Source organism: Streptomyces sp. NPDC046900, from assembly GCF_040644975.1.
GTDB lineage: Bacteria > Actinomycetota > Actinomycetes > Streptomycetales > Streptomycetaceae > Streptomyces.
In genome coordinates this window covers 50,699-76,689 of record NZ_JBEYXD010000030.1, presented here as the reverse complement: position 1 = coordinate 76,689, position 25,991 = coordinate 50,699, and the positions used below count along the sequence as shown (strand labels likewise).

At 72.4% G+C, this 25,991-nt stretch carries 30 protein-coding genes; 18 read left to right on the top strand and 12 right to left on the bottom strand.

Annotated elements, in window-relative coordinates:
• Nucleotides 1-303: 303 nt before the first annotated feature.
• Nucleotides 304-987 (top strand): glycerophosphodiester phosphodiesterase family protein, encoded by a 684-nt coding sequence (locus ABZ904_RS26650; RefSeq protein ID WP_359402406.1) that lies wholly within the window; start codon nucleotides 304-306, stop codon nucleotides 985-987.
• A 44-nt stretch (nucleotides 988-1,031) separates the two neighbouring features.
• Here ABZ904_RS26650 and ABZ904_RS26645 read toward each other — a convergent pair whose 3' ends face one another.
• Nucleotides 1,032-1,592: a GNAT family N-acetyltransferase gene (locus tag ABZ904_RS26645; RefSeq protein WP_361825895.1), complete on the bottom strand. Its 561-nt coding sequence runs from the start codon at nucleotides 1,590-1,592 to the stop codon at nucleotides 1,032-1,034.
• A 72-nt stretch (nucleotides 1,593-1,664) separates the two neighbouring features.
• Here ABZ904_RS26645 and ABZ904_RS26640 point away from each other — a divergent pair, with 72 nt between their 5' ends.
• The gene (locus ABZ904_RS26640; protein WP_359402412.1) at nucleotides 1,665-2,057 is read left to right on the top strand and encodes a VOC family protein; all 393 of its coding nucleotides are present in this window, start codon (nucleotides 1,665-1,667) and stop codon (nucleotides 2,055-2,057) included.
• A gap of 60 nt (nucleotides 2,058-2,117) precedes the next feature.
• Nucleotides 2,118-2,888 carry a VOC family protein gene (locus ABZ904_RS26635; RefSeq protein ID WP_359402415.1) on the top strand — a complete coding sequence of 257 codons (771 nt, stop codon included), beginning with the start codon at nucleotides 2,118-2,120 and terminating at the stop codon, nucleotides 2,886-2,888.
• Nucleotides 2,889-2,920: 32 nt separating this feature from the next.
• Here the strand turns inward: ABZ904_RS26635 and ABZ904_RS26630 are convergent, their stop codons facing one another.
• Both ABZ904_RS26630 and ABZ904_RS26625 read right to left on the bottom strand, forming a co-directional pair.
• Entirely contained in the window at nucleotides 2,921-3,547 is a 627-nt protein-coding gene (locus ABZ904_RS26630; protein WP_359402418.1) for a MarR family transcriptional regulator, read from the bottom strand.
• Nucleotides 3,544-5,181 (bottom strand): FUSC family protein, encoded by a 1,638-nt coding sequence (locus ABZ904_RS26625; protein ID WP_361825892.1) that lies wholly within the window; start codon nucleotides 5,179-5,181, stop codon nucleotides 3,544-3,546. Before ABZ904_RS26625 ends, ABZ904_RS26630 begins: the two co-directional genes overlap by 4 nt.
• Before the next feature lie 173 nt (nucleotides 5,182-5,354).
• On the opposite strand from ABZ904_RS26625, the gene ABZ904_RS26620 reads away from it, so the two are divergent.
• The 4 genes from ABZ904_RS26620 (at nucleotide 5,355) to ABZ904_RS26605 (ending at nucleotide 8,575) form a co-directional block, all read left to right on the top strand.
• A complete protein-coding gene (locus tag ABZ904_RS26620; RefSeq protein ID WP_359402424.1) occupies nucleotides 5,355-5,900 on the top strand; it encodes a DUF5134 domain-containing protein in 546 nt (181 codons plus the stop codon).
• A gap of 228 nt (nucleotides 5,901-6,128) precedes the next feature.
• Nucleotides 6,129-7,064 (top strand): M56 family metallopeptidase, encoded by a 936-nt coding sequence (locus ABZ904_RS26615; RefSeq protein WP_359402427.1) that lies wholly within the window; start codon nucleotides 6,129-6,131, stop codon nucleotides 7,062-7,064.
• A 71-nt stretch (nucleotides 7,065-7,135) separates the two neighbouring features.
• Nucleotides 7,136-7,843 (top strand): phosphatase PAP2 family protein, encoded by a 708-nt coding sequence (locus ABZ904_RS26610; protein WP_361825889.1) that lies wholly within the window; start codon nucleotides 7,136-7,138, stop codon nucleotides 7,841-7,843.
• Nucleotides 7,844-7,876: 33 nt separating this feature from the next.
• Nucleotides 7,877-8,575, top strand: coding sequence for an HAD-IA family hydrolase (locus ABZ904_RS26605; protein ID WP_359402433.1), 699 nt, complete (start codon nucleotides 7,877-7,879; stop codon nucleotides 8,573-8,575).
• 13 nt (nucleotides 8,576-8,588) lie between these two features.
• Here ABZ904_RS26605 and ABZ904_RS26600 read toward each other — a convergent pair whose 3' ends face one another.
• Nucleotides 8,589-8,834: a DUF2630 family protein gene (locus tag ABZ904_RS26600; RefSeq protein ID WP_359402547.1), complete on the bottom strand. Its 246-nt coding sequence runs from the start codon at nucleotides 8,832-8,834 to the stop codon at nucleotides 8,589-8,591.
• 5 nt (nucleotides 8,835-8,839) lie between these two features.
• Nucleotides 8,840-9,502: a TetR family transcriptional regulator gene (locus tag ABZ904_RS26595; RefSeq protein WP_359402437.1), complete on the bottom strand. Its 663-nt coding sequence runs from the start codon at nucleotides 9,500-9,502 to the stop codon at nucleotides 8,840-8,842.
• Nucleotides 9,503-9,572: 70 nt separating this feature from the next.
• Here ABZ904_RS26595 and ABZ904_RS26590 point away from each other — a divergent pair, with 70 nt between their 5' ends.
• Both ABZ904_RS26590 and ABZ904_RS26585 read left to right on the top strand, forming a co-directional pair.
• Nucleotides 9,573-10,265 (top strand): NAD(P)H-binding protein, encoded by a 693-nt coding sequence (locus tag ABZ904_RS26590; RefSeq protein ID WP_360994003.1) that lies wholly within the window; start codon nucleotides 9,573-9,575, stop codon nucleotides 10,263-10,265.
• 131 nt (nucleotides 10,266-10,396) lie between these two features.
• Complete coding sequence (locus ABZ904_RS26585; protein ID WP_361825887.1) at nucleotides 10,397-11,080, top strand: helix-turn-helix domain-containing protein; 684 nt, start codon at nucleotides 10,397-10,399, stop codon at nucleotides 11,078-11,080.
• 47 nt (nucleotides 11,081-11,127) lie between these two features.
• On the opposite strand, the gene ABZ904_RS26580 is transcribed toward ABZ904_RS26585, so the two are convergent.
• Nucleotides 11,128-11,592: a DUF6214 family protein gene (locus ABZ904_RS26580; protein WP_360994009.1), complete on the bottom strand. Its 465-nt coding sequence runs from the start codon at nucleotides 11,590-11,592 to the stop codon at nucleotides 11,128-11,130.
• Nucleotides 11,593-11,813: 221 nt separating this feature from the next.
• Here ABZ904_RS26580 and ABZ904_RS26575 point away from each other — a divergent pair, with 221 nt between their 5' ends.
• A complete protein-coding gene (locus tag ABZ904_RS26575; protein WP_361825885.1) occupies nucleotides 11,814-13,178 on the top strand; it encodes an FAD-dependent oxidoreductase in 1,365 nt (454 codons plus the stop codon).
• A 90-nt stretch (nucleotides 13,179-13,268) separates the two neighbouring features.
• The gene (locus ABZ904_RS26570; protein ID WP_361825883.1) at nucleotides 13,269-14,654 is read left to right on the top strand and encodes a nucleobase:cation symporter-2 family protein; all 1,386 of its coding nucleotides are present in this window, start codon (nucleotides 13,269-13,271) and stop codon (nucleotides 14,652-14,654) included.
• A gap of 160 nt (nucleotides 14,655-14,814) precedes the next feature.
• On the opposite strand, the gene ABZ904_RS26565 is transcribed toward ABZ904_RS26570, so the two are convergent.
• Complete coding sequence (locus ABZ904_RS26565) at nucleotides 14,815-15,414, bottom strand: hypothetical protein (protein ID WP_361825881.1); 600 nt, start codon at nucleotides 15,412-15,414, stop codon at nucleotides 14,815-14,817.
• Between the two features lie 284 nt (nucleotides 15,415-15,698).
• On the opposite strand from ABZ904_RS26565, the gene ABZ904_RS26560 reads away from it, so the two are divergent.
• A complete protein-coding gene (locus tag ABZ904_RS26560; RefSeq protein ID WP_359402458.1) occupies nucleotides 15,699-16,784 on the top strand; it encodes an exo-alpha-sialidase in 1,086 nt (361 codons plus the stop codon).
• Nucleotides 16,785-16,970: 186 nt separating this feature from the next.
• Complete coding sequence (locus tag ABZ904_RS26555) at nucleotides 16,971-17,648, top strand: uracil-DNA glycosylase (RefSeq protein ID WP_359402461.1); 678 nt, start codon at nucleotides 16,971-16,973, stop codon at nucleotides 17,646-17,648.
• 367 nt (nucleotides 17,649-18,015) lie between these two features.
• Here the strand turns inward: ABZ904_RS26555 and ABZ904_RS26550 are convergent, their stop codons facing one another.
• Nucleotides 18,016-18,261 (bottom strand): hypothetical protein, encoded by a 246-nt coding sequence (locus ABZ904_RS26550; protein ID WP_361825879.1) that lies wholly within the window; start codon nucleotides 18,259-18,261, stop codon nucleotides 18,016-18,018.
• Between the two features lie 146 nt (nucleotides 18,262-18,407).
• Between ABZ904_RS26550 and ABZ904_RS26545 the strand changes: the two genes are divergently transcribed.
• Nucleotides 18,408-18,650 (top strand): hypothetical protein, encoded by a 243-nt coding sequence (locus ABZ904_RS26545; protein ID WP_361825877.1) that lies wholly within the window; start codon nucleotides 18,408-18,410, stop codon nucleotides 18,648-18,650.
• A gap of 168 nt (nucleotides 18,651-18,818) precedes the next feature.
• Nucleotides 18,819-19,742, top strand: a complete 924-nt coding sequence (locus ABZ904_RS26540) for a hypothetical protein (protein ID WP_359402466.1) — start codon at nucleotides 18,819-18,821, stop codon at nucleotides 19,740-19,742.
• 159 nt (nucleotides 19,743-19,901) lie between these two features.
• Here ABZ904_RS26540 and ABZ904_RS26535 read toward each other — a convergent pair whose 3' ends face one another.
• Both ABZ904_RS26535 and ABZ904_RS26530 read right to left on the bottom strand, forming a co-directional pair.
• Nucleotides 19,902-20,927 carry a lactonase family protein gene (locus ABZ904_RS26535; RefSeq protein ID WP_361825875.1) on the bottom strand — a complete coding sequence of 342 codons (1,026 nt, stop codon included), beginning with the start codon at nucleotides 20,925-20,927 and terminating at the stop codon, nucleotides 19,902-19,904.
• Nucleotides 20,928-21,013: 86 nt separating this feature from the next.
• Nucleotides 21,014-22,501 carry an FUSC family protein gene (locus tag ABZ904_RS26530; protein WP_361825873.1) on the bottom strand — a complete coding sequence of 496 codons (1,488 nt, stop codon included), beginning with the start codon at nucleotides 22,499-22,501 and terminating at the stop codon, nucleotides 21,014-21,016.
• Nucleotides 22,502-22,743: 242 nt separating this feature from the next.
• On the opposite strand from ABZ904_RS26530, the gene ABZ904_RS26525 reads away from it, so the two are divergent.
• Both ABZ904_RS26525 and ABZ904_RS26520 read left to right on the top strand, forming a co-directional pair.
• Nucleotides 22,744-23,220 (top strand): Lrp/AsnC family transcriptional regulator, encoded by a 477-nt coding sequence (locus tag ABZ904_RS26525; RefSeq protein WP_359402475.1) that lies wholly within the window; start codon nucleotides 22,744-22,746, stop codon nucleotides 23,218-23,220.
• Between the two features lie 67 nt (nucleotides 23,221-23,287).
• Complete coding sequence (locus tag ABZ904_RS26520; RefSeq protein WP_361825871.1) at nucleotides 23,288-23,986, top strand: HAD family phosphatase; 699 nt, start codon at nucleotides 23,288-23,290, stop codon at nucleotides 23,984-23,986.
• 119 nt (nucleotides 23,987-24,105) lie between these two features.
• On the opposite strand, the gene ABZ904_RS26515 is transcribed toward ABZ904_RS26520, so the two are convergent.
• Nucleotides 24,106-24,867 carry a LysR family substrate-binding domain-containing protein gene (locus ABZ904_RS26515; RefSeq protein WP_359402481.1) on the bottom strand — a complete coding sequence of 254 codons (762 nt, stop codon included), beginning with the start codon at nucleotides 24,865-24,867 and terminating at the stop codon, nucleotides 24,106-24,108.
• 58 nt (nucleotides 24,868-24,925) lie between these two features.
• Between ABZ904_RS26515 and ABZ904_RS26510 the strand changes: the two genes are divergently transcribed.
• Nucleotides 24,926-25,339, top strand: coding sequence for a DUF5997 family protein (locus ABZ904_RS26510; RefSeq protein WP_359402484.1), 414 nt, complete (start codon nucleotides 24,926-24,928; stop codon nucleotides 25,337-25,339).
• Between the two features lie 110 nt (nucleotides 25,340-25,449).
• On the opposite strand, the gene ABZ904_RS26505 is transcribed toward ABZ904_RS26510, so the two are convergent.
• Nucleotides 25,450-25,818, bottom strand: a complete 369-nt coding sequence (locus ABZ904_RS26505) for a DUF6479 family protein (RefSeq protein ID WP_359402487.1) — start codon at nucleotides 25,816-25,818, stop codon at nucleotides 25,450-25,452.
• Between the last annotated feature and the right edge of the window lie 173 nt (nucleotides 25,819-25,991).

Genomic DNA, 25,991 nt, shown 5'->3' with positions numbered 1-25,991 from the left:
CCTCGGGAACACCCGTCCCCGGGTGACGCTCAGAGCGGACGGCGGCCGCGGGACGTCTGAGACGAGAGGGGCGAAGTCCGGCCGGACGGGCGGACACGGCATAAGTCAACGCCCAAGCGACACGCCCACCATAGAGCGACACACAGTCGGCGGCACCGTCCGGATTCACGCCGCGCCGCGTACCCATTGGCCGTGTACGAGCGGGTTCAGCGGAGAGCCGGGCCATTAGGCTGCGGCCTTGCCGTGCCGGTGTCGGGACGCCGCGCGGCAGCCGAGCCGCCGTCGACGGAAGCGAGTTGAACCTTGAACTTCCTCACCATCGGTCACCGCGGAGTCATGGGTGTCGAGCCCGAGAACACCCTCCGGTCCTTCGTCGCCGCCGAGCACGCGGGCCTGGACCTGATCGAACTCGATCTGCATCTGAGCAAGGACGGCGCCCTCGTGATCATGCACGACGCCGACGTGGACCGTACGACCGACGGCACCGGACCGATCTCGGAGAAGACCCTCGCCGAGCTGCGGACCCTGGACGCCGGCCGTGGTGAGCGCGTGCCGGTCTTCGAGGAGGTCCTGGACGCGGTGCGGACGCCGATCCAGGCGGAGATCAAGGACGTGGCGGCCGCTCGGGCGCTGGCCGAGGTCATGCACCGCCGGGACCTGGTGGGCCGGGTGGAGGTGTCGTCGTTCCACGACGAGGCTGTCGCCGAGATCGCCCGACTGGTACCGGGCGTGCGCACCGCCCTGATCGCCGGCCGCTACGGACCCGATGTGGTGGAGCGCGCCGTCGAGGCCGGTGCCGGAACGGTCTGCCTCAACATCCGCCGGCTCACCCTCGAGGTCGTCGAGCACGCCCGCGAGGCGGACCTGAGGATCATCGCCTGGGTCGTCAACACCCTGGACCACCTGCGGCTGGTCCGCGCCCTGGAACTGGACGGCGCGACCACCGACTACCCGGAGATCAAGCGAACCGGCCGGTACACCGCGTGAACGTCACTCCGGGCTGAGCGTCGCTCGGGGCGCCGCGCCCGGAGTCAGACCAGCGGCTTGACCAGCAGCTCGAACTGCAGGTCGGCGCGCTGCGGGATGCCGAAGCGCTCGTCGCCGTACGGAAAGGGGGTCATCCGTCCCGTACGGCGGTAGCCGCGCCGCCCGTACCAGGCGATGAGGTCCTCGCGGACGGAGATCACGGTCATATGCATCTGTGAGACGCCCCAGTCCTCGAGGGCCGTACGCTCCGCCTCGGCGATGACGACCTTGCCGAGGCCCGCGCCCTGAAGCGCCGGGCTGACCGCGAACATGCCGAAGTAGGCGTGGTCGTAGCGGCGCTCGAGCTGGCAGCAGGCGACAAGCGCCCCGTCCCGCTCGACCATGAGCAGCCGGCTGTCCGCCGCGCCGATGACCTGGAGCACGCCCTCGGGGTCGGTGCGCTGCCCCTGCAGGATGTCCGCCTCGGTCGTCCAGCCGGCCCGGCTGGAGTCGCCGCGGTAGGCCGACTCGATCAGCGCGACCAGCGCGTCGACGTCGGCGTCGGTGGCGTCGCGGAAGATCAGGCCGGTCGTGGCGGCGGTGGCTGCTGTGGCGGCGGAGTCCATGGACTGCTTCTCCGTTTCGGTGGCGCGGCGCGGGCACGGACGAGAGTAGTCCTCGCACTAGGCTCCGGACGCATGGTCCACGTACTGAGCAGCCGCATCCTCTTGCGCCCCTCCGACCCGGAGCGCTCCCGGGCCTTCTACGGCGGGAAACTCGGGCTCCCGGTCTACCGGGAGTTCGGCACGGGGCCGGAGCGCGGAGTGGTGTACTTCCTCGGCGGCGGCTTCCTGGAAGTGGCGGGCCGCGACGAGGCGCCGCCTTCCCCCGCACTGAAGCTCTGGCTGCAGGTGCCGGATGTAGCGGTCGCACACCGGGAACTGGCCGAGGCAGGGGTCGAGATCGTGCGGCCGCCCGTGAAGGAGCCCTGGGGCCTGATCGAGATGTGGATCGAGGACCCGGACGGCACACAGATCGTGCTCGTGGAGATCCCGGCCGACCACCCCCTGCGGTACCGCCCGGGAATCTGATGCCTCCGGCCGGCTGCGGGACTAGCCTCTGAAGGGGACGCGAGCGGTGGGAGGCACGTCATGAGGCTCGAGAAACCGGTGCCCGGAGGACCCTGCTGGACCGAGCTCGGTACCAGCGACATGGAGGCGGCCAAGCGGTTCTACGCCGACCTGTTCGGCTGGCGGCCGGAGACGGATCCCCGTCAGGAGGCGGGCGGGTACACGGTCGCGCATCTCGGTGACGCGGCGGTCGCGGCCCTCTCGCCGCTGTACCAGGAGTCACAGCCGGTCGCCTGGAACGTGTCGTTCGCGGTGACCGACGCGGAGGCGGCGGCGGAAGCGGTGCGGGCGGCCGGCGGCACGGTGATCCTCGGGCCGATGGACGTGTTCGACGCGGGCCGCTTCACGGTTGCGCGCGACCCGGGCGGCGCTGCCTTCCAGATGTGGCAGCAGCGGACCTTTCCCGGTGCGGGGCTGTTCAACGCGCCCGGCTCGCTCGGCTGGGTGGAGCTGCTGACCCGGGAACCCGACAGGGTCACCGACTTCTACACCACGGTCTTCGGCTGGAGCGTGAACGCCTCCGAGGAATACACGCAGTGGGGGATCGACGACGCCGACTTCGGCGGCATGCTGACGATGGACGACCGGTTCGCCGCCGAGGTGCCGCCGCACTGGCTGCCCTACTTCGCGGTGGAGGACGTGGACACCACGGTGTCCGCGGCGGCGCGGGCGGGTGCGAGCGTCCAGACGAAACCGATATCGGTCCCCGACGGTCCCCGCATCGCCGTCCTGAAGGACCCGCAGGGCGCGGTGTTCGGCGTGTACACCGAGGGCCCGGAGGCCGAGGACTAGGCGCTGTCGGGCGCCCCCGTGGCGGTGCGCGGTCAGCCGCGCGGAGCGCCGAGCCGGCCCTCCAGCTGGACGAGCAACTCACTCAGCAGTGCGGCCAGTTCGCGCTGCCCGTCGGCGTCGAGACCGGACAGCGCGGCTCTCTCGTAGGAGAGCTGCTCGGGCAGGATGCCGTCGACGAGGTCGCGGCCCGCGTCGGTGAGGTGGACACGGGCCACCCGGCGGTCCCGGGTGTCGCCGCGCCGCTCGACCAGGCCGCGTTCGGTCAGCTGCTTGAGGCGTTTGGTGACGGCGGCACCGGAGGAGAAGGTCTCGCGGGCGATCTCACCGGGCGTCAGCTCGTGGCCGGTGCGCCGCAGGGTGCCGAGTACGTCGAACTCGGGCCGGGTCAGCCCCACCCGGCGCAGCGGCGCGTCCTCCGCCTGCTGGAGCAGGGCGGCACAGCGGTTGACGCGGCCGATGATCTCCATGGGCCCGGTGTCGACGTCGGGCCGGACCGCGTGCCACTGGCGCACCACGGCCGCGACGATGTCGTCCGCTGGGGCACGCCCGGGCGGCTGCCCGACGGCCCCGGCGTCCGCGTGCCGCGGTCCGTCCGCGCCGTCGCCCGTGTCCTTCCGCCCGGCGGCTCCGGTCCCCGGCCCTCCGTTTCCTGCCGTCATGCCCGTACGCCTTCCGAGGTGTGCAGTCCCTGCCGTCGTACCGTCGCGGCGAGCGTACGGTGCCCGTCCTGCTCGGCGCGCAGCACCCGCTCCTCCGGCAGGGCGCGCTGCCACCATTCGCCGGAGGCGGCGTCGACCGCGGCGCGCAGGTCCACGACGGCGGCGGCCAGGGCGCGGCGCGCCCCCTCCAGGTCCGCCGGCTCGGGGCGGTCCGCCACAAGCACGCGGGCGGCGCGCTCACGGGTCCGCTCCACTGCGGCGAGGGCGTCTTCGATACGGTCACCGGCGCGCCGGTTGGTGACGGCGATCGCGGCGGCGAAGCCGACCAGCGCCCCGATGAGGGTGTCCACGACCCGGTCGGTCATCAGCGCGCCCGGCTCCTGGTGGTGGCCGAACTCGGTGATGAGCAGGGCCATCGGCGTCACGCAGACGCTGCCGATCCAGTAGTTCCGGCTGATCAGCGCCTCGGCGCCGAAGTTGAAGGCGAGACCGCACAGCACCAGGGCCAGCTGGCTCAGATGGGCGACCGGGGCGACGGCGGCGAACAGCAGGACCCCGACGAGGTTGCCGACGACCCGCTGGATGCCGCGGCGCCAGGTGAGGGTGACGTTGGCCTGGTAGATCGAGGCGGCGGTGACCAGCGCCCAGTACGGGCGGCCGATGCCGAGTGCGAGCGAGACGTATCCGGCGAGGGCACAGCCGAGCGCCGTGCGCAGGACGAGGGGGGCGAGCGGGGCGAGCCTGTGGTGCAGCGGGCGCGGCGGGCTGTCGAGTTCGAGTTCCACGCCGAGGAGTTCGTCGGCAGCCTCGCCGAGGTCGTCCGGCCGCGGAACGGGCCCGGTGCCCCGCAGTGCGCGGGCCCAGGCGCGCAGTCGCTCGGAGTCGGTGTCCGCGGGCGCCGCGAGCGCCACCTCGGCCCGGACGAGGAGCCGTTCCAGGGCACGCCGGGGCGCGGAGCGGGCGCCGGTGGACAGCAGTGACTGCCAGGCGGTGTGCACGGCGGCCGCGGCACCGGCCCGGGCGGCGGTTTCACCGGTCGCCGCGAACGCGGCGGCGGCGCTCAGGGCGTGGGCGGTGGCCCGGCGCTCGGGGCCGTGGGGCCGCAGCAGACCGGGGGCCATGCCCACGATCCAGGACCATGCGCCAGCCGCTGCGGCGAGGGCGACATGGCCGGGCACCTGGCCGAGGGACTGCGGCACGAACAGGGCCGCCGAGGTGACGAAGGTGAAGATCACATTGCCCGGGGGGCCGAGACGGGTCGCGTCGCACAGCGCTTTGTGGACCGCCGCGAGCAGGGCGCCGACGGTGACCAGCACCACCGGGTTCGTGGTCAGCGACGCCGCGACCAGGGAGACGGCCAGGCCGCTCACCATGGCGAGGACGACCCGGATGAGGATCCCCGCCCGGGCCGAGTACGGGCGGTTGTGTGCGTAGAGGGCGCAGAGCGAGCCCGCCATCGTGTACGCCGCGAGATCGAGGCGGCCCAGGGCGAGCAGGGTGAGGTTCGGCGGTGCGACCCCGGCGACCACGCTCAGCGCGGGCTTGAACCAGATGTCGGAGGGCCTGCCGAGGCGCAGGAGACCGGACAGGGGAAGCGGACGCACTCGGGAGGATCGGCGGTTCGCACTGCTCATGACGACAAGTTTAGCAGGTGTTTTACTCATAAATGATTTCTGGGACCGCGGCCCCGGCCTGCGGCTCGAGCCTCCCGCGCTCCCCCTGTACCCCTGTGCGCTTGCTTGCGCACCATCCGTGACGGGAATGCCTCCAGCGACTGTCCGAGACCGTCGAACGGGGGAGGTGCGCGGTGCACGGACCGTCGTCACCCGGCTGGCTGCTCGTCGCGCTGTGCACGGCGACCGGGGCCTACTGTCTGATGCGCATGCGCAGCGCCGTCGAGGAACAGCGCAGGGCCGCGGGCGGCGAGGCGCTGATGGGGTTCGGCATGGCCGCGATGGCCGTGCCCGCGACGGTGGCCGCGCCGCCCCGCTGCGCCCTGATCGCCTACGTCGTGGTCTTCGGCGGCGCGGCCGTGCGCACCCTGTGGGCCGCGCGTAGCGGCGGCCACCACCTGCACCACCTGGTGGGAGCGTTCGCCATGGCGTACATGGCGGCGGCGATGGTCTCCTCTCCTGGGCACCACGGCCACAGCGGCATCGCCCCGGTCACCGGGGCTCTCCTCCTCTACTTCGCGATGTACGTGCTGTGGTCCGGAGCGCGGTTGGTGCCGGTCGCGGCGACGGCCGGGGCCGGGGGCACACGCCTCGTCGGCTGGGGCGACCGACCGGAACTGGCACGCGCCTGCCGGCTGTCGATGGCCATCGCGATGCTGGCGATGCTCCTCACGCTCTGACCAGGGCGCATCGCGCTCTGACGGCGCCACACGCGAAGAGGACCCGCCCTTCCCCGGCGCCGTGGCGGACTGCCGGCCGGTGCCGTGGCGAACTGCCTCCGGCGCCCGGGCGAACGGCCTCTGGTGCCGTGGTGAACTCCCCCCGGTCCCGTCGCCGACGGTGGCGTACGTCACTTTGCCGCGACAGTACGTACCCCATGACGACACCCGGCTCATAGGCTTCGGCTCATGATGGTCCCCGCGGCACTGCTGCTGCTCGGCGCCCTGACCGCCGTTCTCGCTCCGCGGCTGCTCGCCCGGGCGGACTGGCCGGACCGAGAACCGGTGGTCGCCCTGTGGGTGTGGCAGTGCGTGGTGGCGGCGGTTCTGGTGTGCTGCGCGCTGTCGATGACGCTGAGCGCGGCCGCCGCCTGGGCGGCCGTGAGGGGCCATGTGTTCGCCCCCGCGCCGGACTCGGTCGTGGACGCCTACGCGCTGGATTCCGGGAGCACGTGGGCCGCTGCCACCGCCGTGGCACTGGCGTGCGGCGGGGCGTGGAGCGCGGCGATGCTGGTCCGTGAGGTCGCCAGGGCGCGGGCCCGGCGTCGGCAGAGCAGGGCCGAACTGCTCGTACGGGCCCCGCTGTTGCCCGGCGAGGAGACCCGCAGGGACCGGCTGGTGGTCCTGGAGGGAGAGCGTGCCGAGGCCTGGTGGCTGTCGGGCGCCACGCCCCAACTGGTCGTCACCACGGAGGCGTTGCGCCGACTGAAGGGCAAGCAGCTGGACGCGGTGCTCGCCCATGAGCAGGGGCACGCGCGGGCCCGCCACGACTGGCTGCTGCACTCCTCGGCCGCGCTGGCCAACGGATTTCCCCAGGTGCCGGTCTTCGCAGCGTTCCGCGACGAGATGCACCGGCTGGTCGAACTGGCCGCCGACGACATGGCCTCGCGCCGCCACGGCCGCCTCACCACGGCTCTCGCCCTGGTCGAACTCAACGAGGACCGGGGCGTCTTCGGGCCCTGTCCCACCCCGCAGGCCCATGTTCCGCATCGTGTCCACCGTCTCCTCACGCCTCCGGACCGGCTGCCGGCGGCACAGCGGTTGCGACTGACGGCGACCGCGGCACTGGTTCCGGTGATCCCCGTGCTGGTGGCGTTCGTACCGGGGCTGCGGGCACTGAGGTGAACCGGGCGCCCGGGTCACACGGGCGCCGTGTCCGTTGACCGGAAAGGCCGCACAGGGGCGAGGATCAGGGTATGCAGCCCCTGCCCGTCGACTCACCGATCCGGCGCCCGGCCCCGCGAGGTGCGGAAGTCGCCGCCACGGCCCTGGGCTGCGCGTCGCTGCTGCTTCTGGTGCTGGTGACCATCCCCTGGCACCCGCTCGTGGCGCTGGACGCGGACATCGCGCGCACGGTGCACGGCTGGGCGCTCGACAACCCGGGCCTCACACGCACGGCCCGCTTCCTCACGGACTGGGTATGGGACCCGGCGACCATGCGCGTCCTGTGCGCGGTCGCGGTGTTCTGGCTCCTGTGGCGGCAGCGGGACCGCCGGCTCGCCCTGTGGGTGGCGGCCACCTGCGCGCTGGGCGCGGTCGCGCAGAACGTCGCCAAGGCGGCCATCGGCCGAGCACGCCCCGAGTGGCCCGACCCACTCGACGTGGTGCACAACGGGGCCTTCCCCTCCGGGCACGCGATGACGGCGGCTCTCGTGTGCGGGCTGCTGCTGTGGGTTCTTCGCCGGTACGGCGCCAGGGGCGTCCTGTGGTGCACCGCGCTGACCGTGGCGGTGGTCTCCGTCATCGGGGTCGGCCTGACCCGGGTCTGGCTGGGCGTGCACTGGCCGTCGGACGTGCTGGGCGGCTGGCTGTTCGGGGCGCTGCTGGTCGTGCTCGCCGTGGCGTCCTATGAGCGGTGGGGCGGAACGGAGAAGAACACGACCAGGCGGGCGGGGCGTTCTTGACGCGTGCACAACGGGTCGCGAAACATCGTCCCCATGGCGATCAAAGGTGTGCTCTTCGACTTCTCCGGAACGTTGTTCCGCATCGAGTCGGCCGAATCCTGGCTGCGCGCGGCACTGGCGGAAGCCGGTGTCACGCTGCCCGAGGCCGAGTTGGTGCGCACGGCCGAGCTGCTGGAGTCGGCGGGCGCACTGGCCGGTGGTTCCTTCCCCGAAGGGCCGCTGCCGGAGGACCTCGCCGCGCTGTGGGCCGACCGGGACCGCAGCGCCGAGGCGCACCGGGCCGCGTACACCGGCCTGTCCCGTCGGGTGCCGTTGCCGGACCCGCGACTCCATGACGTGCTGTACGACCGCCATATGAGACCTGCCGCCTGGCGGCTCTACCCTGACGCCGCCGAGGTGCTCGGCGCCCTGCACGGACGAGGAGTGGCCGTCGGCGTGGTCAGCAACATCGGCTGGGACCTGCGGCCGGTCTTCCGGGAGCACGGCGTCGACCCGTACGTCCACACATACGTGCTGTCGTACGAGCACGGCATCCAGAAGCCCGACCCCCGGCTGTTCGCCCTGGCGTGCGACGCGCTCGGTGTCGCCCCGCAGGACACGCTCATGGTCGGCGACAACCGACGGGCGGACGGCGGGGCCGCGGCGCTCGGCTGTGCGGTGCACTTCGTCGACCATCGCCCGGTGACCGAGCGGCCGGACGGACTCCGCCCCGTGCTGGGCCTGATCGGCTGACCCCGCCCCCGTCTCAGCCCTGGTAGCCCTCGACCTCGGACGCCGGGCGGACACGCGCCTCGTCCGGGTTCTCGCCGAACTCGGCCTTCGCGCGGCGCTGGCGCAGCAGGTCCCAGCACTGGTCCAACGCTTGTTCCAGCTCGACGAGCCGTGCGTGCTCGGTGGAGCTGTCGATCCGGCCGGACGACACCGCCTCACGCAGGCCGCGTTCCTCGTCCACCATCGCCGTGATCCTTGCCAGGATCTGGTCCTCACCCATGTGCGTCATGCCTCCTTGGGACTCGTGCCCACTCTAGGGACGGTCCGGCTCCTCTGCGACAGCTGTGCCGCAGGCCTCGTCCTGCGCCGGTGGCCGCTCAGGGCGGCGCGCAGGGGCGGACCCAGGATCCGTCGTACATCCGCTGCGTCCAGTGCCTGCACCGGGCCGAGCGGGTTCAGATAGCGGGTGAAGATCAGGCCGCCGAGCACGGCGACGGCTGCCGTGGCGCGGTCCGTGGCGTCCCGGCCGCCGAGATGGCTCGCGATCCGGCCGAGGATCTCGCGCTCCAGGAACTCGCGGAACACCCGCATCACGTCCTCGTCCCGCAGCGCCGTGCCGTCCATCGCCGCGAATCCGCTGCCGGACGGGTCCTCCCACAGGGCGGTGACGGCGTCCAGGAGGCGGTCGGCGAGCCCCGCCTGATCACCGTCCAGGGCGCTCAGGATCGCGTTCGACTGTCCGCAGCGCAAATTCATCGACTCGCCGAACAGACCCTGCTTCGAACCGAAGTGGTAGCCGATGAGCGCCACGTCCACCTCGGCCTCGGCGGCGATCGCGCGCAGCGTCGTGCCCTGGTAGCCCCGCTCCAGGAAGAGGGTGCGGGCGACCCCGGTGATACGGGCTCTGGTGGCGGGGCGGCCCGGTGGCCGACCGCGGGATTTATTCATCAGCGTTGAATATCCCGGCCCTCGAGCGCCACTGTCAAGGCACGAACCGACCATCGAGAGGAAACACGTCATGCGCATCGTCGTCTTCGGAGCGGGCGGACCCACCGGCCGTCAACTGGTCGCCCAGGCACTGGCGGACGGGAACGAGGTCACGGCGGTGACCCGCCGGCCGCATCCGATGGCCGGGCGCGCGGGGCTGACCATGGCCGATGCCGACGCCACCGACGCGGGTGCGGTCGACGCGGTGATCGAGGGCGCCGACGTCGTACTGTCCGCGCTGGGGGTGCGGCCCGGGCGGGCACCGGTCACCCTCTATTCGACGGCGGCCCGGAACATCGCCGACGCGATGGGGCGGCACGGTGTGAAGCGGCTGGTCGCGGTGAGCTCCAGCGTCCTCGACCCGGCCTGGCGGCCCAGCGGGGCCTTCTTCTTCAACCAGGTGCTGGACCCGTATGTGAACCGGGTCATCGCCCGCACCGCGCACGAGGACATGCGCCGCATGGAGGGGGTGCTGCGTGACACCCCGCTGGACTGGACCGTCGCACGCCCGTCCGGCCTCTTCGACCATCCCGAGCCCACCCGCTACGTGGTCGCGGAGGGCAGTGCGGACGGCGTGTTCACGGCCCGGGCCGATCTCGCGGCGGCCATGCTGCGGGAACTGGTGGACGGGCGGTATGTGCGCAGGGCGATGGGCGTGGTCACACGGGATGTGAAGCCCAGCATTCCGCGGCTGATCTGGCGTGAGGCGGTGCGCGGGCGATAGTTCCGGCGTCCGCCCTGGACCATCCCCCGTGTGGCCCAGGGCAGACGCCACCCCGGAACCGACCCGAGGGCAACGGGACCGGGATGCGCTGAGTATAGTTGGCTGACAGCCAGTCAACGCAGGAGTCCAGGATGTCGCCGCGCAGCGCCTCGGTCAATGAAGAATTGCGGCGGCGTTCCCGCGAACGGCTCCTGCACGCCGCGATCGAACTGGTCGGCGAGCGCGGATACGACTCGACGACACTCGCCGACATCGCGGACCGCGCCGGCTCCGCGCGGGGCCTGGTCTCGTATTACTTCCCGGGCAAACGGCAACTCCTCCAGTCGGCCGTGCACCGGTTGATGCACCGCACCCTCGAAGAAGCCCTGGAGCGCGAGCCGCGTACCGAGGACGGCCGGGAGCGGATGGCGCGGGCCGTCGACGCCGTCCTGGGCCTCACCGTCCACCACACCGTGCTGATGCGTCAGCACATGGCGGGCATCCTGCAGGCCGAGGGATTCGTGCAGTGCCCCGAGCAGCAGCGACTGGCGGAGCTGCTGCGGGACACGGTGACGCGGCGCGGCTCGACGGACACGGACGCCGACTACCCGATGCTGCGCGCCCTGTTGATGGGCGCGGTCTACGCGGCCCTGGTGCCGGGTGCGCCGATGCCGCTGCCGGTGCTGCGGGCCGAGCTGTTCCAGCGGTACGGCCTCGACTGGGAGATGGGCAGCCCGCCGGAACCCGAAGGCGTGGGCAGGGCCTACGACACCGATCTGTCGCGGTTCTTCGCGACGGAGAACCGTCAGCCGGAGACGAACAGGGTGTCGAAATAGCCGCAGATGTCCGGGCGTTGCTCCGCGCTCATGCTCAACCGACCGGATCAGGAGCGGGCGTGACGTGGCGCCAGGAGTTCCGCGTCGCGCGCCTCGGCGATCAGCTTCAGCGCTCTGCGGCGGCTGCGCCCCGTCGCACGCATCACCGCGAACACCGGATCGGTATCCGCGTGCTGGGCCGCGAGGTACTCCTCGGCGACCAGGCGCCACCCTTCGACGCCGCGCGGCCAGGCCGGCCCCTCACCGCACGTCGGCGGTCCGGTGGGCACGGGGGAACGGTCCGGCTCCATGCCGCATGCCTCGAGCAGCGGTTCCTCGATCCAGTCGGCGAGAGCCGACAGGTCGTCCAGTGTGAGGCCGGGCTGGGCCCGCACCTCTTCGATCGCCACACATCCGCCGGCCACCACCGCGAGGACGTCGACACAACCCCCGTCCGGCAGGTCGAGCCGGACGGCGAACCAGGTCATGGTGTTCTCGCGCTCCCGCACTTCCCACGCGGGCCGCACGGACACCGCCCCATCCGATCCGAAGTGATCGGAAAAATCCTGAAGGGACACTTCGGGCATAAACGCAACGTAAGCGGCTGATCGCATACCATGCCAAAGCCACGCACGGCAGGGGTGCGCACCGCACCCCGTCGGCCCAGCGCCGCATCCGCCAGCCCTCTCCCGTCCTGCCGTGCGCGGTGCAATGCTGGAGCCACCAGCGATCTCCTCAACGAGGGAGTTCCGCCGTGCTGCATGTCGCCGTCGTCGGCTCCGGGCCGAGTGGGGTGTACGCCGCCCAGAGCCTTGTCCAGCGGGATCCAGAGGTGCGCGTCGACGTCCTCGACCGGCTGCCCTGCCCGTACGGCCTGGTGCGGTACGGGGTGGCACCCGACCACGAGAAGATCAAGTCGCTGCAGAACAATCTCCGCGCGGTCATGGAGGACGAGCGGATCCGGTTCCTCGGCGGTGTCCAGGTCGGCGCGGACGGAGTACGGCCGGAACGGCTGCGCGAGCTGTACCACGCGGTGGTCTACTGTGTGGGCGCCGCGACCGACCGTCATCTCGGCATCCCGGGCGAAGAGCTGCCCGGCAGCTGGTCGGCGACCGAGTTCGTGTCCTGGTACAGCGCACACCCGGACTGCGTCGCCGACGGTTTCGTGCTCGGCGCGCGCACCGCGGTGGTGATCGGTGTGGGGAACGTCGCGGTCGACGTGACCCGGATCCTCGCTCGCGGGGTGAACGAGCTGATCCCCACCGACATGCCGCAGGCGGCGCTGGCCGCGCTGGCCGAGAGCAAGGTCACCGAGATCCACATGGTGGGGCGGCGCGGACCCTCGCAGGCGCGGTTCACCACCAAGGAACTGCGCGAACTGGGCGCACTGCCCGACACCGAGGTGGTCGTCGACGAGGCGGAACTGGCGCTCGACCCGGCCTACACCGATCCCTCAGGGCTGCCCGCCGCCCTGCGCCGCAACATCGAGGTGCTGCGCGGCTGGGCCGCGGCACCGCCACAGGGCGCCCCGCGCCGGATCCGGCTGCGCTTCTTCCTTCGTCCGGTCGAACTCCTCGCCGACGGAGGCCGGGTGGGCGCCGTACGCTTCGAGCGGACGATCCCCGACGGATCCGGCCGGGTGACGGGCAGCGGGCGGTACGAGGACATCGAGGCACAACTGGTGCTGCGCTCGGTCGGCTATCGCGGAGTCCCGCTTCAGGGGCTGCCGTTCGACGCGGTGACCGGCACCGTGCCGCATCTGGCGGGACGGGTCCTGCGCGAAGGGGAGGTCTCTCCGGGGGAGTACGTGGCCGGGTGGATCAAGCGCGGCCCCACGGGTGTCATCGGCACGAACCGGCCGTGCGCCAAGGAGACGGTGACCTCACTGCTGGAGGACGCGCCCGGCCTCGCGGGGCGTGAGGTCCCCGAGGACGCGCTGCCGGCCCTTCGGGCGGACGGACTCGCCCCGGTCGAGTGGGCGGGGTGGCTGGCGATCGAGCGGGCGGAGGCGGAGCTCGGCGCGTCGCTGGGGCGGGGAGTCGTCAAGCTCCCGGACTGGGCGTCCCTGATGGCCGCCGCCGGCTCCACCGCTCTCGAAGGACACGGCACAGGGCGCTGAGCGTCGGACCCGGACGTCCGTCTGTCACGACACAGAGCGGCAACCGGTCGGCAATCAGCAACCTGTTCAAGGGGCTTACGTTCTCCCCCCATGGCAACCACCCCCGTCCACTCCGTCGACGCGGTACCGCCTGTACGCCAACTCGCGGGCCTGGCCCTCCAGCACGTCCTCGCGATGTACGCCGGCGCCGTGGCCGTCCCCCTGATCGTGGGCGGCGCCATGAAGCTGTCGGCCGCCGACCTGGCGTATCTGATCACCGCCGATCTGCTCGTGTGCGGAATCGCGACACTCATCCAGTGCGTCGGCTTCTGGCGCTTCGGCGCACGGCTGCCGATCATGCAGGGCTGCACCTTCGCCGCCGTCTCCCCGATGGTGCTGATCGGGACGACGGGTGGTGGACTGCCCGCCGTCTACGGCTCGGTGATCGTGGCGGGAATCGCCATCATGCTGCTCGCGCCGGTCTTCGGCAGGCTGCTGCGCTTCTTCCCGCCGCTCGTCACCGGCACCGTGATCCTGGTCATCGGCATCTCGCTGCTGCCGGTGGCGGGCAACTGGGCCGCGGGCGGGCAGGGCTCGAAGGACTTCGGGGAGCCTAAGAACCTGGCACTCGCGGCCTTCGTGCTGGCCGTGGTGATCGGGGTGCAGCGTTTCGCGCCCCCGTTCCTGAGCCGGATCGCGGTGCTGATCGGCATCGTGGTGGGACTCGCGGTCGCGGTGCCTTTCGGTTTCACCGACTTCGGCGGCATCGGGGACGCCGACTGGATCGGGATCAGCACCCCCTTCCACTTCGGCACGCCCGCCTTCCGCGCCTCCGCCGTCGTGTCGATGCTCGTGGTGGCGCTGGTGACGATGACCGAGACGACCGGCGACCTCATCGCGGTCGGCGAGTTGACCGGGCGGAAGGCCGACCCGCGATCGCTCGCGGACGGTCTGCGGGCCGACGGCCTCTCCACGGTCGTCGGCGGGGTGTTCAACACCTTCCCGTACACGGCGTACGCGCAGAACGTCGGCCTGGTGGGAATGACCCGGGTGCGCAGCCGCTGGGTGGTCGCGGCGGCCGGCGGCCTGCTCGTGCTGCTTGGCCTGCTGCCCAAGCTGGGTGCTGTGGTCGCGGCCGTACCGGAGCCGGTCCTTGGCGGCGCGGGTCTGGTGATGTTCGGCACGGTCGCCGCGAGCGGGCTGCGCACGCTGGCCACGGTGGACTTCAAGGGCAACCACAACCTGACGGTGGTGGCCGTCTCGTTGGCGGTCGGCATGCTGCCGGTCGGCGTGCCGACGGTGTACGAGAAGTTCCCGGACTGGTTTCAGACGGTGATGAACAGCGGGATCAGCGCGGGCTGCGTGACGGCGGTCGTGCTGAACCTGCTCTTCAACCACGGGCCCTCGAAGGCCGGTTCAGGTGTCCCCGAGGCGGGCGGCCGAACGGGCGGTGGTGGCGAGGAGGGCGCGGGCAAGCCCGGGGACGAAACTATTTAGACCGTCCCTGCGCAGGTCCTCGCACCGGGCCCGGTTCGCTTCGAACCGGGCCACCTGGGTTGCCCTTTGGAGGCGGCCGCCCCGGGACGTCGTAGGCCACCCGTGCGTGCCTCAGGGGCCGGCGGGCCAAGTACGAGCGCTCCGGGCTCGGTCGGCCGGGTCAGCCGGTCATCCGTCCCCAGGTCGACCCGAACCGCGCCCAGGCTTCGTCCCACTGCGCCATGCGGCGCCGTTCGAGACGTTCCCGGGCCATGCGCCCGCCCACGAACGGGACCGTGGCCACACCCGCCCCCGCCAGCACACCGACCATGGCCGCCCGTACATGGGCCTGCGACGCGGTGGCGGGTTCGGTCACCAGGGAGCCGTCACGGTCCGTCCAGACGGTGACCGCGGTACCCGTCGTACTGCCCGCGGCCACGCGCACCCGGCCGGCGTGGGAGGAGCCGTCCGTCCCCGTCCAGCGCACCTTGGCCCACACCCGTTCCGCGCCGGCCGCGCTCGCGGCGGCCGACTTCGGCGCGTCCTGGGTCAGCAGCGCCATGACAGGGCGCCATTCGGCCCGCTCCCTGTCCATGCCGCGCTCCACCGAGTGCGCCGCCGCAAGTCCCGCCAGCACTCCCCCGATCACGGTCACGGACCAGACCGCCAGCACGATCCAGGCCTCCAGCGCATCGCTGCGACGCCGCAGCGGATTGCGGCGCCACCGCCACAGCCACACCCCGGGACCGCGGAACGCCGTCATCGATGGCAGCCACCTCATCGATGGCATCCTCCTCACGCACACACGGACACCCCCCGACCGCACTCCCATACGGGCCGGGGCGCTCCGGTGCTCAGTCGGGGCTTCCGCCGGCGCGTGGCCGTCCGGCGGCCGGCTCTGCTGCCGGGAGCCCGGTCCGCCGGCTCCGCGTCGCGGCCAACTGTCCCTGCGCTCCTCGGCAACACGGCGGTTGACCTGCATGGACGATCGTCCCGGGGGTGGCTGTCAGTGCCGGGGTGCAGACTGGCCCCTGTCTGGAACACCGGCGTTTCGGAGGTGGTCGCATGACCGACGTACTGCTCACCGTAGGCACGCGAAAAGGACTGTTCATCGGACGGCGGCGAGGAGGTGCCTGGGAGTTCGACGAGAGTCCGTACTTCAACGCACAGGCCGTGTACTCGGTCGCCATCGACACCCGCGGCGACATCCCGCGCCTGCTGGCCGGAGGGGACAGCTCGCACTGGGGACCGTCCGTCTTCCACTCGGACGACTTGGGCCGCACCTGGACCGAGCCGAAGCAACCCGCAGTCAAGTTCCCGAAGGACACGGGCGCTTCGCTGGAGCGCGTATGGCAGTTGCACCCGGCGGCCGCCGAACCGGACGTGGTCTACGCGGGCACGGAACCGGCCGCGCTGTACCGATCCGAGGACCGGGGCGAGAGCTTCGACCTCGTGCGTCCGCTGTGGGAGCACCCGACGCGCGACAAGTGGGTGCCCGGCGGTGGCGGCGAGGGCCTGCACACCGTGATCACCGACAAGCGGGACCCGAAGGCGGTGACGGTCGCCGTGTCGACGGCCGGAGTCTTCCGGACCCGCGACGGCGGCGTGAGCTGGGAGCCGTCCAACTCCGGTGTCTCGGCGGTGTTCCTGCCCGACCCCAACCCGGAGTTCGGCCAGTGCGTGCACAAGATCGCGCAGGACGCGGCGGTCCCGGACCGGCTCTATCTGCAGAACCACTGGGGGGTCTACCGAAGCGACGACGCGGGCGCCCACTGGACCGACATCGGCGAAGGTCTGCCCTCGACGTTCGGGTTCGCCACGGCCGCCCATCCGCACCGCGGGGACACGGCCTACGTCTTCCCGATCAATGCGGACGCGGACCGCGTCCCGGCCGACCGCCGCTGTCGCGTCTTCCGTACGGCGGACGCGGGCAGAAGCTGGGAGCCGCTCACCAGGGGGCTGCCCGGCGAGGACCACTACGGCACGGTGCTGCGCGACGCCCTGTGCACGGACGACGGCGACCCGGCGGGCGTCTACTTCGGCAACCGCAACGGCGAGGTGTACGCGTCGGCGGACGACGGCGACAGCTGGCAGCAGTTGGCGTCGCATCTGCCGGACGTGCTGTGTGTCCGGGCGGCGGTGATCGCTTGATCCGGTGATCCGTCACCCTCCCACGCCCAACCTTCCCGGGACGGACGCGATCTCGTCGCCAAAGGGCGACAGCACGCGGTCAAGGCCGCCCAGACCGGGCGCTGTTCGTCAACCGTGCGATCATTCCCGGTCGCCGTCGGGCCACCGGTTGATCGCCGGTGTGTGCCCGGCAGTAGGGTGACGCCTGTGGCACCACGACCGTTGCATGAGATCGTCGAACCGGGCTGGGCGAAAGCACTGGAGCCCGTCGCCGGGCGGATCGCCGAGATGGGGGACTTCCTACGCTCCGAGATCGCCGCGGGACGTACCTACCTCCCGGCGGGCCCGCATGTGCTGCGGGCCTTTCAGCAGCCCTTCGACGAGGTCCGCGTCCTGATCGTCGGCCAGGACCCGTACCCCACACCGGGGCACGCGGTGGGGCTGTCCTTCTCGGTGGCTCCTGAGGTACGGCCGCTCCCGGGCAGCCTGATCAACATCTTCCGGGAGCTCAACACCGATCTGGGCCTGCCCCAGCCGTCCAGCGGCGATCTCACTCCATGGACCCGACAGGGCGTGCTGTTGCTCAACAGAGCTCTCACGACGGCCCCGCGCCGCCCGGCGGCACACCGGGGCAAGGGCTGGGAGGAGGTCACGGAGCAGGCCATCAGGGCCCTCGCCGGGCGCGGAAAGCCGCTGGTGTCTGTCCTGTGGGGCCGTGACGCCCGCAATCTGCGGCCGTTGCTGGGGGAACTGCCGTCGGTCGAGTCGGCGCACCCGTCCCCGATGTCGGCGGACCGGGGCTTCTTCGGCTCTCGCCCGTTCAGCCGGGCCAATGACCTCCTGATCAGGCAGGGCGGACAACCGGTGGACTGGCGCCTGCCGTGACACCGCCGGGTCCCGCGGACGGCCCGGCGGCAGGCGAGACCGCGGCCGTTCTCGCGGTGGACTCCGGAGGTTCCGGCCCGTGGGTCGTCCTCGTCCCGCACGGTGGTCGGGCCTCGACGGCGCCAGGCCCGGCTCGTCTCACGGGAGCCGGTCCGTACCGGTCTCCTAGGGCAGGACGCCGGGCATCCTCCGGACCAACTGCTGCTGCGGACACGGCAGGTGCAGGTTGCCGCAGGAGGCACTGAGGTGCGCACCGCCGCGAACGGGGCCGCCGGTCCGGCCGGTCTGGGCGACGTCCTGAGTCCGCAGGCCTGCCCCGGAACCCGGGCGTCCGCAGAGTTGTCCGGGCCGAGGACGCCTTCACCGCCTACGCGGGCGCGCTCGGCGCACGGCCGGAGGCCGTGATCGCGCCCGTCACCGGTGTGAACGTGCTCGCCACGGACCTGAAGGTCCGTCGCCGGGCGGAGAGTTGGGGCGTCTGCCGGGCGACGCCGGCGGCGGCGCACGGATCGGCCGGGCCGGGCTCGAGACGGTCCTGCGGGGCCACGACAAGCCGCCCGGGCACCTCGGCGTGCCTGCCGACACGGCCTGAGGCGGCGTTCGGCCGGGTCACCGGGCTGCCTGACGTGCTCCACCCCCGTACCGACCGGCCGGCGGTCCTGGCTTCGTTCGCGCCCGACGTCGCCGTCCGTGCCGCCGACGACCCGGTGGCAGCGGGCAGCCGGCGCGGCGGGGCCCGGGCACCTGAGCGCAACCGCCGTGAGTCCCTCCGCGGACGGGCCCGAAGTCACCCTGGCCGGAGGCCTCCTCCGGCTGGGCGAGCCGCCTCTCGTGCCGATGCGCGTGGAGTTGGCGCGGCACCTGCCTCCGGCGCGCCCGGCCCCCGCGACAGGCAACCCCGTGGACACAGCCGTACGCATCGCACTCGCACCCCCGGACACCACACTCGAACTGGCGCGTGACGAACACCCGCTGCGTTTCGCGACCGAAAAGGCCGACTGATTCCCCTTGCCAGGAGAGGGAAGTTGTTCCTGGTGTGCGGTGAAAAAAGTCAGACCGTATCGTTCGTTTCTCATCCGTACGTAACTCATCAGACAAAACCGGACGGAAACCGCTCACCTGCACCCTCCCCGAACAGGGGAGCCCACAAAGTGAGTAGCATGCGGCGCCATGAGCTCCCCCACTGGCCCCGCATCCGGCCTGCCTGTACGAATGCCGCGACCCCGCCAGCCCGGCCGGCACCGCCGTCCGGAACCGCTGGCAGCTCCCGAGGGCGCGCCCGCGCTCGTCCTCGCGGTGCCCGGCACGCCCAGCGCCGCCACGCGCAGCCTCGCCGAGGAGGTCGTGAGCATCGCGCGTTCCGAGCTGCCCGGTCTTGACGCCCGGATCGGCTACCTGGACGGGGACGACTCCGAGTTCCCCACGCTGCAGTCCGTCCTCGCCCGCACGGCCGAGGAGCGCACCGCTCGCTACGAGCAGGCCCTCGCGGCCGGTGCGGAGGCCAAGGAGCCCGACGGCCCCGTGGCCGTGGTGGTGCCCCTGCTGGCCGGTCCGGACAGCGCGCTGCTGCGCCGGGTCCGCCAGGCGGTCATGGACAGCCGTGTCGCGGCCGATCTCACCGACGCCCTCGGCCCGCACCCGCTGCTTGCCGAGGCGCTGCACGTGCGCCTGTCCGAGGCCGGCCTGGCCCGCGCCGACCGTGCCCGGCTGTTCACCGTGGCGACCGCGGCGGACGGCATCATCCTCGCCTCCGTGGGCGGCGAGGAGGCCGTGCAGGCGGCCGGGATCACGGGCATGCTGCTCGCCGCGCGGCTCGCCGTGCCGGTGATGGCGGCGGCCCTGGACCAGGAGGGCTCGATCACGGCCGTGGCCGAGCAGCTGCGGTCCTCGGGCTCTCAGCAGCTGGCGCTCGCCCCGTACCTGATCGGCCCGGAGCTCGAGGCCGGGCTGCTGGACGCGGCCGCCAAGGAAGCGGGCTGCCCCGCCGCAGAGGCGCTCGGCCCGTACCCGGCCATCGGCAAGCTGGCGCTGGCCAAGTACACGACGGCACTGGGCATCGCGCCGCAGCAGGCGCAGGGCGCTCCGGTCCGCTGAGCCCCGCCGGGCGCGCATCCGGACGACGAAGGGCCCCGCTTCCATGATGGAGGGGGCCCTTCGCGCTGCCGGGCGCGGTGAGCCGGGGCGCCGTGACAGCCGGTCGGAGAGGGCGGCTCTCGTCGCGCGGACCGCTCGCGGACGGCGTTGCCGCCCGGTTCAGCCGAAGACGACGCAGGACGCGGCAGGCGCCTCGACCGAGCCGGACCGCCGCGGCAGTCCCGTGGTGGGATCCACGGCGAACCAGGTCACGTCCCCGGACCGTTCGTTGGCGACGTACAAGAACCCCTGCCACAGGGCGAGCGCGCGCGGCCAGGCACCCCCGCACGGCACCGTGGTCAGCAGCCTCAGTCCGTTCTCCTCCACGGCGAACACGGACAGCACGTCCTGTCCGCGCGTCGCGGTCCACACGAAGCGCCCGTCGGGCGAGGCGACGATCCCCGACGGGTAGGCGTCGCCGACGGGCTCGTCCGGCAGCACGAAGGTCTCGGCGATCGGCTCCAGCATTCCGGCTCCGGCGTCCCAGCGGCACACGGTGACGGTCGGCGCCAGCTCATTGAGGACGTAGGCGCGCGTCCCGTCCGGGTGGAAGGCCAGGTGGCGTGGCCCGGACCCGGGGCGCAGCAGGATCTCGCGGTGCAGCGTGACCGTGCCCGGCTCCAGGGCGCACACGCGCGCGGAGTCCGTGCCGAGGTCGACGCTGACGACCCACCGGCCGCTCGGGTCGGGCTGCACCTGGTGGGCGTGCGCGGAGAGCTGCCGCTGCGGGACCGGCCCCGACCCCTCGTGCCGGAAAACGGTGACGGCGCCGTCGTCCGGGGTTCCGTCATCGCGCAGCGGGACGGCGGTCACGCTGCCGGAGTCATAGTTGGCGGTCAGGACGTGACCGGCGTGCAGACTCAGATGCGTGGGGCCGCTGCCGCCGACGGGGACCGGAGGACCGGTGAGTTCGGGCCTGCCGCCGTCCAGTCGGTACGCGGCGACCGCACCGTCGGCCGCCTCGCTGACGGCGTACAGCATGTCGCCGGACACCGCGAGGTAGGACGGGTCGGTCACCTCGCCCATGGCGCTCAGGACGCTCAGCGCGCCGCTGTCCGGATCCACGGCCGCCGCGAGGATGCCGCGCCCTCCCCCTGTCGTGAACGAGCCGATGTAGGCCCGTCGCCGCCCGCCGCCGTCCACCACTGCCGTCCCCTCTCGCCGACGTCCTGCGGGACGACGGTAGCAGTAGGTCTAGACCAAACTCCGGAGCCTCGGCGCGACGACGAACGTCACGCCTGGGCCGGCGACGAGCCAGAGAGCGGTGCGGCCAGGGCCACGAGGGCGCGTTCCAGGCCGTGCAGATGGCCGAGCGCCTGTTCGGCACCCGGATGGTGGCCGGGGACGCCCGCATGGGTCGCCAGGGCGCTTTCGGGGACCGCGCCGAGCAGCGCCTCCACCGCGGCCTCGACGCGTCGGCACGCGGCCGTCAGACGGGCGTCGTGGGAGGCGTAAGGGTCGGCGGCGACAGCGACAAGACCGCTCGTGCGCCGGGCGCACTCCTCAAGCAGCGCGAGCACCTGAAGGGCCCGCGCCTTACGCGCCCGCAGGGGATTGAGCGGGTGCACCAGGGGCGCAAGGGAAAAACGCACGCGCCCCAGCAGCGCTTCGAGCTCCGCCACGCGGGATGCGAGGTCTGTCTGCGCGTCGCCCGCGAGCCGCCGTGCCGCCGCCGCGGTGCAGTCGTGCACGGCGTGCAGAGCGCGGCGCACCCACCGGTCGGTGACCGTGTGGGTGGTGATCGGCAGGACGAGGGCGACGGCCAGTGCGGCACCGAGCGCGCCGGCACCGGTCTCCGCAAGGCGCAGGCCGAGCAGCCCGGGGTGCAGGACGCCGAGCAGGCCGTAGAGCAGGCCCGCCATGACGGTGACGAAGAACATCATCCAGCTGTACGACGGCGCCGCCGTGTAGAAGATGCCGAACACGCAGACGGCGATGAGCACGGCCGTGGGCACGGGGGCACCATGCAGCGGAACCGCGGCCACCAGTCCCGCGACGATGCCGGCCACCGTGCCGACGACGCGCCGGAAGCCGCGCACCAGCGTCTCGCCGCGCGAGGCGGTGTTCACGAAGATCCACCAGGCCGTGCCGACGGCCCAGTACCAGCGCTCGTGCGACAGCACCTGGCCCACGGCGACCGCGAAGGCACAGGCGGCCGTGGCCTGGAACGCCAGGCGGGTCGTGGGCCGGTCCAGGCCCAGCCCGTCGAGCGGGGCGGGCGCGGCGGGCAGCGGCGTACGGCGCTCGACGCACCACACGCCGAACCGCACCACCGACGCGGTGACGAGCGACAGCGCCACCGCCGCGTACAGCTCCGGGATCCGGCCCGGGACCGCGTGCAGGAACTGGGCCGTGAAGAACGCCATGAAGGCGAAGGTGCCCAGCGACTGGCCCCGCGGTCCCCAGCGGCGGGCGTACACACCGGCGAAGACCACCGCGAGCCACACCGCGTCCCGCACCGCCGGCATCCCGTGCAGGGCGCTCGCCAGCGCGAGGACGGGGAGCCCGACGACGGGCAGCAGCGCGGTGGTGACCGTCTGGCCCCGCACGGTGGGATCGGCGACCGTGAACAGCGCGAGCAGGGCCGCGAGCCCACCGGTGATCGAGGCCGGCAGCGACAGCCCGGCCGCCTCGCAGACCGCCACGGCCAGGCCGATGCCGAGCACCGCGCGCAGCGAGATCCGCAGCCGGAACAGCCCCGGGTCCGGAGCCGTGAACATCTTCTTCACCCTTGGAGGCCCGCCCCATCCCATGTCGGCCTGCATGCCGACGCCACCGTCGGAACGTGGAAATGGCGCCGCGGGCACGGATTCCGGCTACGTCACCGGTCCTGCGCTGCGCGGCGCCATTGATAGCCACAAGAAAAGCATCAGGACGGTATTGGCTCAAGTGAGCAGTCTATTGCTGTGCCATTGGTACATTCTTTGTAGATCGACTCGTGTGACAGGGAGGCCAACGGACCATGGCCGTGGACGCGCTCGACACCCGCATCCTGCGCCTGCTGCTCGAGCAGCCGCGCACCAGCGTGCGCGAGTACGCGCGCATCCTGGGCATCGCCCGCGGCACGCTGCAGGCGCGGCTGGACCGTCTCGAACGGGACGGCGTGATCACCGGCACGACCCCTTCGCTGTCCCCGGCGGCCCTCGGCCATCCGGTGCTGGCCTTCGTGCACATCGAGGTCACCCAGGGCCACCTGGACGACGTGGGCGATGCCCTCGCGGCCGTCCCCGAGATCGTCGAGGCGTTCTCGATCACCGGGGGCGGCGATCTGATGACCAGGGTGGTGGCGCGGGACAACGAACATCTGGAGGACGTCATCCAGAAACTGATCAGCCTGCCCGGCGTCGTCCGCACACGCACGGAGGTGGCGCTGCGTGAGCGGGTTCCGCACCGGCTGCTGCCCCTGGTGGAGTCGATCGGCCGCACCGCCGCACCGTGACGGCCTGGTAGCGGGAACCCCGGCCCCGCGCAGTGGCCCGGAAGCGCGCCTTGCCATGCTGGACCCCATGAGCACTCCCGGCGGCCTCGCGGTCGTCTTCGACCTGGACGGAACCCTCGTCGACAGCGAGCCGAACTATTTCGAGGCCGCCCGGCGTCTCCTCGCCGCACGGGGTGTCACCGACTACACCTGGGCCGATCACGAGCGGTACGTCGGGATCAGCACCCGGGAGACGCTGGATCTGTTCAAGCAGCGCTACGGCTTCGGTGCCTCGCTGGACGAGCTGCTCACCGAGACGAACGACCGCTATCTGGAGCTGGCCCGCACCTCCACGCGGGTCCACCCGGAGATGCGGAAGCTCGTGGAGCTGCTGGCGGGAGACCGGGTTCCGATGGCCGTGGCCTCGGGTTCGTCACCGGAGGCCATCGCGGCCGTCCTGTCGGGCACGGGACTGGATTCCTGGTTCGGCACGGCCGTCTCGGCCGACGAGGTCGCGAACGGCAAACCGGCCCCGGACGTCTTTTTGGAGGCCGCCCGCCGCCTCGGTGCGTCACCCGGCGACTGCGTGGTCGTCGAGGACGCCGTGCCGGGCGCCGAAGCCGCGCACGCCGCCGGAATGCGGTGCGTCGCCGTCCCCTCCGTCCCCGCCCAGGCCGACGATCCGGCGTTCGCGAGGGCGGGGCTGCTGGTGCGCGGCGGACAGGCGGAGTTCACGGCACAAGCGGCGTACGACTGGCTGACGGGCTCTGCCGCGGCGTCCTCGTAGCGGCCGTCCGAGCCGTCACCGCGTACGGCCGCCAGGTACTCCGACGACGAGGATCCCTGCGGGAGACAGACCCGCGTCCGCCGAGCCGAAGAGCTACCGGAGAAGTGCCGCGGAGTGCCTCAGGAGCGGCGACGGGGCTTGCCGCCTCTGGCGCCCTTCGAGCTCTTGGCCCCGGCGCGTGGGCTCCGGCCCGTCGACTTCTTCGCCGCGGGCTTCGGCCGGGCCGCGCCCGCGTCGGACTGCTGGCGCTTCGGCTGTGCCGCCGGAGCGTTGCGGCCTCGTGTGCTGTTGACCGTCCGGCCGCGGACGATTCCGATGAAGTCCTCCACGAGATCGGTGGTCGCCTCCTCCGGCCAGGACAGGGCGACGCTCGACTGCGGGGCGTCGGCAAGCGGCCGGTAGGTGAGATCCCGGCGATGGTGCAGACGCGCCAGGGACTGCGGGACGACGAGGAGGCCGACCCCGGCGGCCACGAGCTCGACGGCGTCCTCCGTCGTGGCGGGGCGCTCGAAGGCGGGCTCGCCGGGCGGCCGGTCCCAGCCGAGGACGTCGTCGAGAGGATGGACCACCACCTCGTCGGCCAGGTCCTCGAGGGACACCTCGTCCGCCGCCGCGAAGAGGTGGTCCTTGGGGATCACGACGACGGTCGTCTCGGTGTACAGGGGGATCGCGCTGAAGACCGTACGGTCGACCGGCAGCCGCAGGAGCCCCGCATCCGCTTCGCCGGCGCGCAGCACATCGGACGCTTCGGCGGCCGGCACCTGGACCAGGGTCAACGGGACATCGGGCAGGCGCTCGTCCCAGATCCGCACCCATTTGGCGGGCGTCACCCCGGGTACGTACGCGAGCCGGAACGAAGGGGGTACTTCCGAGCCTGTCACGCCGCCAGGTTACCGGGCGTGGTCGGACGTCCCCCACACGGCGGATATTCTGGAGGCCATGAAGTCGCACCAGACCACCCAGACGATGAAGCCCGCGACCGCGGCGAAGAAGCTGGGTGTGTACCTGCCCGCCACCCCCGCCGAGTTCCAGGAGGGGGTCGTCTCGCGCGCCGAACTGGACGCGCTTCAGGCCGATCCGCCCGAGTGGCTGCGCGAGCTGCGACGCGACGGACCGCACCCGCGCCCGGTGGTCGCGGCGAAGCTGGGGGTCTCCATCTCGGGTCTCGCGCGCGGCGGGGTCACGGAACCTCTCACGACCGAGCAGATCGAGGCGCTGAAGCAGGACCGGCCCGACTGGCTCGAGAAGGAGCGCGCCACTCAGGCCGAGGTCCGCAAGGAAACGGCACGCATCAAGCAGAGGGACGCCGAACGCGCGGAGCAGGCAGACCGGCCGCATCGGACGGGTCCCTGACGACACCGAGGCCCGCCCCGGCAGTCCGGCGGCCGCGGAAGGTGTCCGCACAGTCCCGGTGGTGATCACTGGCACTCGGCCGCGCCAGGCCCCGACGCACCGCCCCGGCGTCAGCTCGCGCCGGAACCGCCGCTGCCGAAGGAGCCGCTGGAGCCCGAATTCCAGCGCGGGCGCCTCTGGTCCTCGCTGCGCTTGCCGCCGCCGGCGTGCAGTTCATGGGGGGTGAGGCGCCTGCCCTTGTCCCCGGCGCGCGGCATCTCGTCCGGCTCCCTCAGCTCGCGGGACTCCGTTACGGGCCCCGGGGCCGGCCGGGCGGGCTGCGGGGAGGTCCGCTGGGGGCCCTGTTCGCGACCGCGCACCTTGATGCCGAGCCGGATGGCCCAGACCAGGACACCGGCGATGACAAGGCCGCCGATGAAGGCGCCGGTCACTGCCCATGCCGCGTCCGAGGCCGCCATTTCCAGAGAGATCGTAACCATTTCTCCCAGGTACCCAGGCCTGGGAAACGAACACGCCGCCGCCGTCCGGGCCGGACGTCCCGCTGGGCGTGCTCGGCCCGGCCCACCACGGTGAACGCCCGCACGACGGGCGTGGCGCGGCGGTGTCCCCGGCACTCGCGGCGATAGCCTCGCGACGGGCGGGCATGATCGCA

What these genes read in the sequence shown, in the direction of transcription:
- ABZ904_RS26505 (WP_359402487.1), bottom strand. Translation starts at nt 25,818, where the DNA reads ATGGTTACGATCTCTCTGGAAATGGCGGCCTCGGACGCGGCATGGGCA.
- ABZ904_RS26585 (WP_361825887.1), top strand. Translation starts at nt 10,397, where the DNA reads ATGTCGCCGCGCAGCGCCTCGGTCAATGAAGAATTGCGGCGGCGTTCC.
- ABZ904_RS26615 (WP_359402427.1), top strand. Translation starts at nt 6,129, where the DNA reads ATGATGGTCCCCGCGGCACTGCTGCTGCTCGGCGCCCTGACCGCCGTT.
- ABZ904_RS26605 (WP_359402433.1), top strand. Translation starts at nt 7,877, where the DNA reads ATGGCGATCAAAGGTGTGCTCTTCGACTTCTCCGGAACGTTGTTCCGC.
- ABZ904_RS26640 (WP_359402412.1), top strand. Translation starts at nt 1,665, where the DNA reads ATGGTCCACGTACTGAGCAGCCGCATCCTCTTGCGCCCCTCCGACCCG.
- ABZ904_RS26625 (WP_361825892.1), bottom strand. Translation starts at nt 5,181, where the DNA reads ATGAGCAGTGCGAACCGCCGATCCTCCCGAGTGCGTCCGCTTCCCCTG.
- ABZ904_RS26600 (WP_359402547.1), bottom strand. Translation starts at nt 8,834, where the DNA reads ATGGGTGAGGACCAGATCCTGGCAAGGATCACGGCGATGGTGGACGAG.
- ABZ904_RS26610 (WP_361825889.1), top strand. Translation starts at nt 7,136, where the DNA reads ATGCAGCCCCTGCCCGTCGACTCACCGATCCGGCGCCCGGCCCCGCGA.
- ABZ904_RS26595 (WP_359402437.1), bottom strand. Translation starts at nt 9,502, where the DNA reads ATGAATAAATCCCGCGGTCGGCCACCGGGCCGCCCCGCCACCAGAGCC.
- ABZ904_RS26635 (WP_359402415.1), top strand. Translation starts at nt 2,118, where the DNA reads ATGAGGCTCGAGAAACCGGTGCCCGGAGGACCCTGCTGGACCGAGCTC.
- ABZ904_RS26565 (WP_361825881.1), bottom strand. Translation starts at nt 15,414, where the DNA reads ATGAGGTGGCTGCCATCGATGACGGCGTTCCGCGGTCCCGGGGTGTGG.
- ABZ904_RS26570 (WP_361825883.1), top strand. Translation starts at nt 13,269, where the DNA reads ATGGCAACCACCCCCGTCCACTCCGTCGACGCGGTACCGCCTGTACGC.
- ABZ904_RS26525 (WP_359402475.1), top strand. Translation starts at nt 22,744, where the DNA reads ATGGCCGTGGACGCGCTCGACACCCGCATCCTGCGCCTGCTGCTCGAG.
- ABZ904_RS26630 (WP_359402418.1), bottom strand. Translation starts at nt 3,547, where the DNA reads ATGACGGCAGGAAACGGAGGGCCGGGGACCGGAGCCGCCGGGCGGAAG.
- ABZ904_RS26510 (WP_359402484.1), top strand. Translation starts at nt 24,926, where the DNA reads ATGAAGTCGCACCAGACCACCCAGACGATGAAGCCCGCGACCGCGGCG.
- ABZ904_RS26590 (WP_360994003.1), top strand. Translation starts at nt 9,573, where the DNA reads ATGCGCATCGTCGTCTTCGGAGCGGGCGGACCCACCGGCCGTCAACTG.
- ABZ904_RS26530 (WP_361825873.1), bottom strand. Translation starts at nt 22,501, where the DNA reads ATGTTCACGGCTCCGGACCCGGGGCTGTTCCGGCTGCGGATCTCGCTG.
- ABZ904_RS26540 (WP_359402466.1), top strand. Translation starts at nt 18,819, where the DNA reads ATGAGCTCCCCCACTGGCCCCGCATCCGGCCTGCCTGTACGAATGCCG.
- ABZ904_RS26520 (WP_361825871.1), top strand. Translation starts at nt 23,288, where the DNA reads ATGAGCACTCCCGGCGGCCTCGCGGTCGTCTTCGACCTGGACGGAACC.
- ABZ904_RS26645 (WP_361825895.1), bottom strand. Translation starts at nt 1,592, where the DNA reads ATGGACTCCGCCGCCACAGCAGCCACCGCCGCCACGACCGGCCTGATC.
- ABZ904_RS26560 (WP_359402458.1), top strand. Translation starts at nt 15,699, where the DNA reads ATGACCGACGTACTGCTCACCGTAGGCACGCGAAAAGGACTGTTCATC.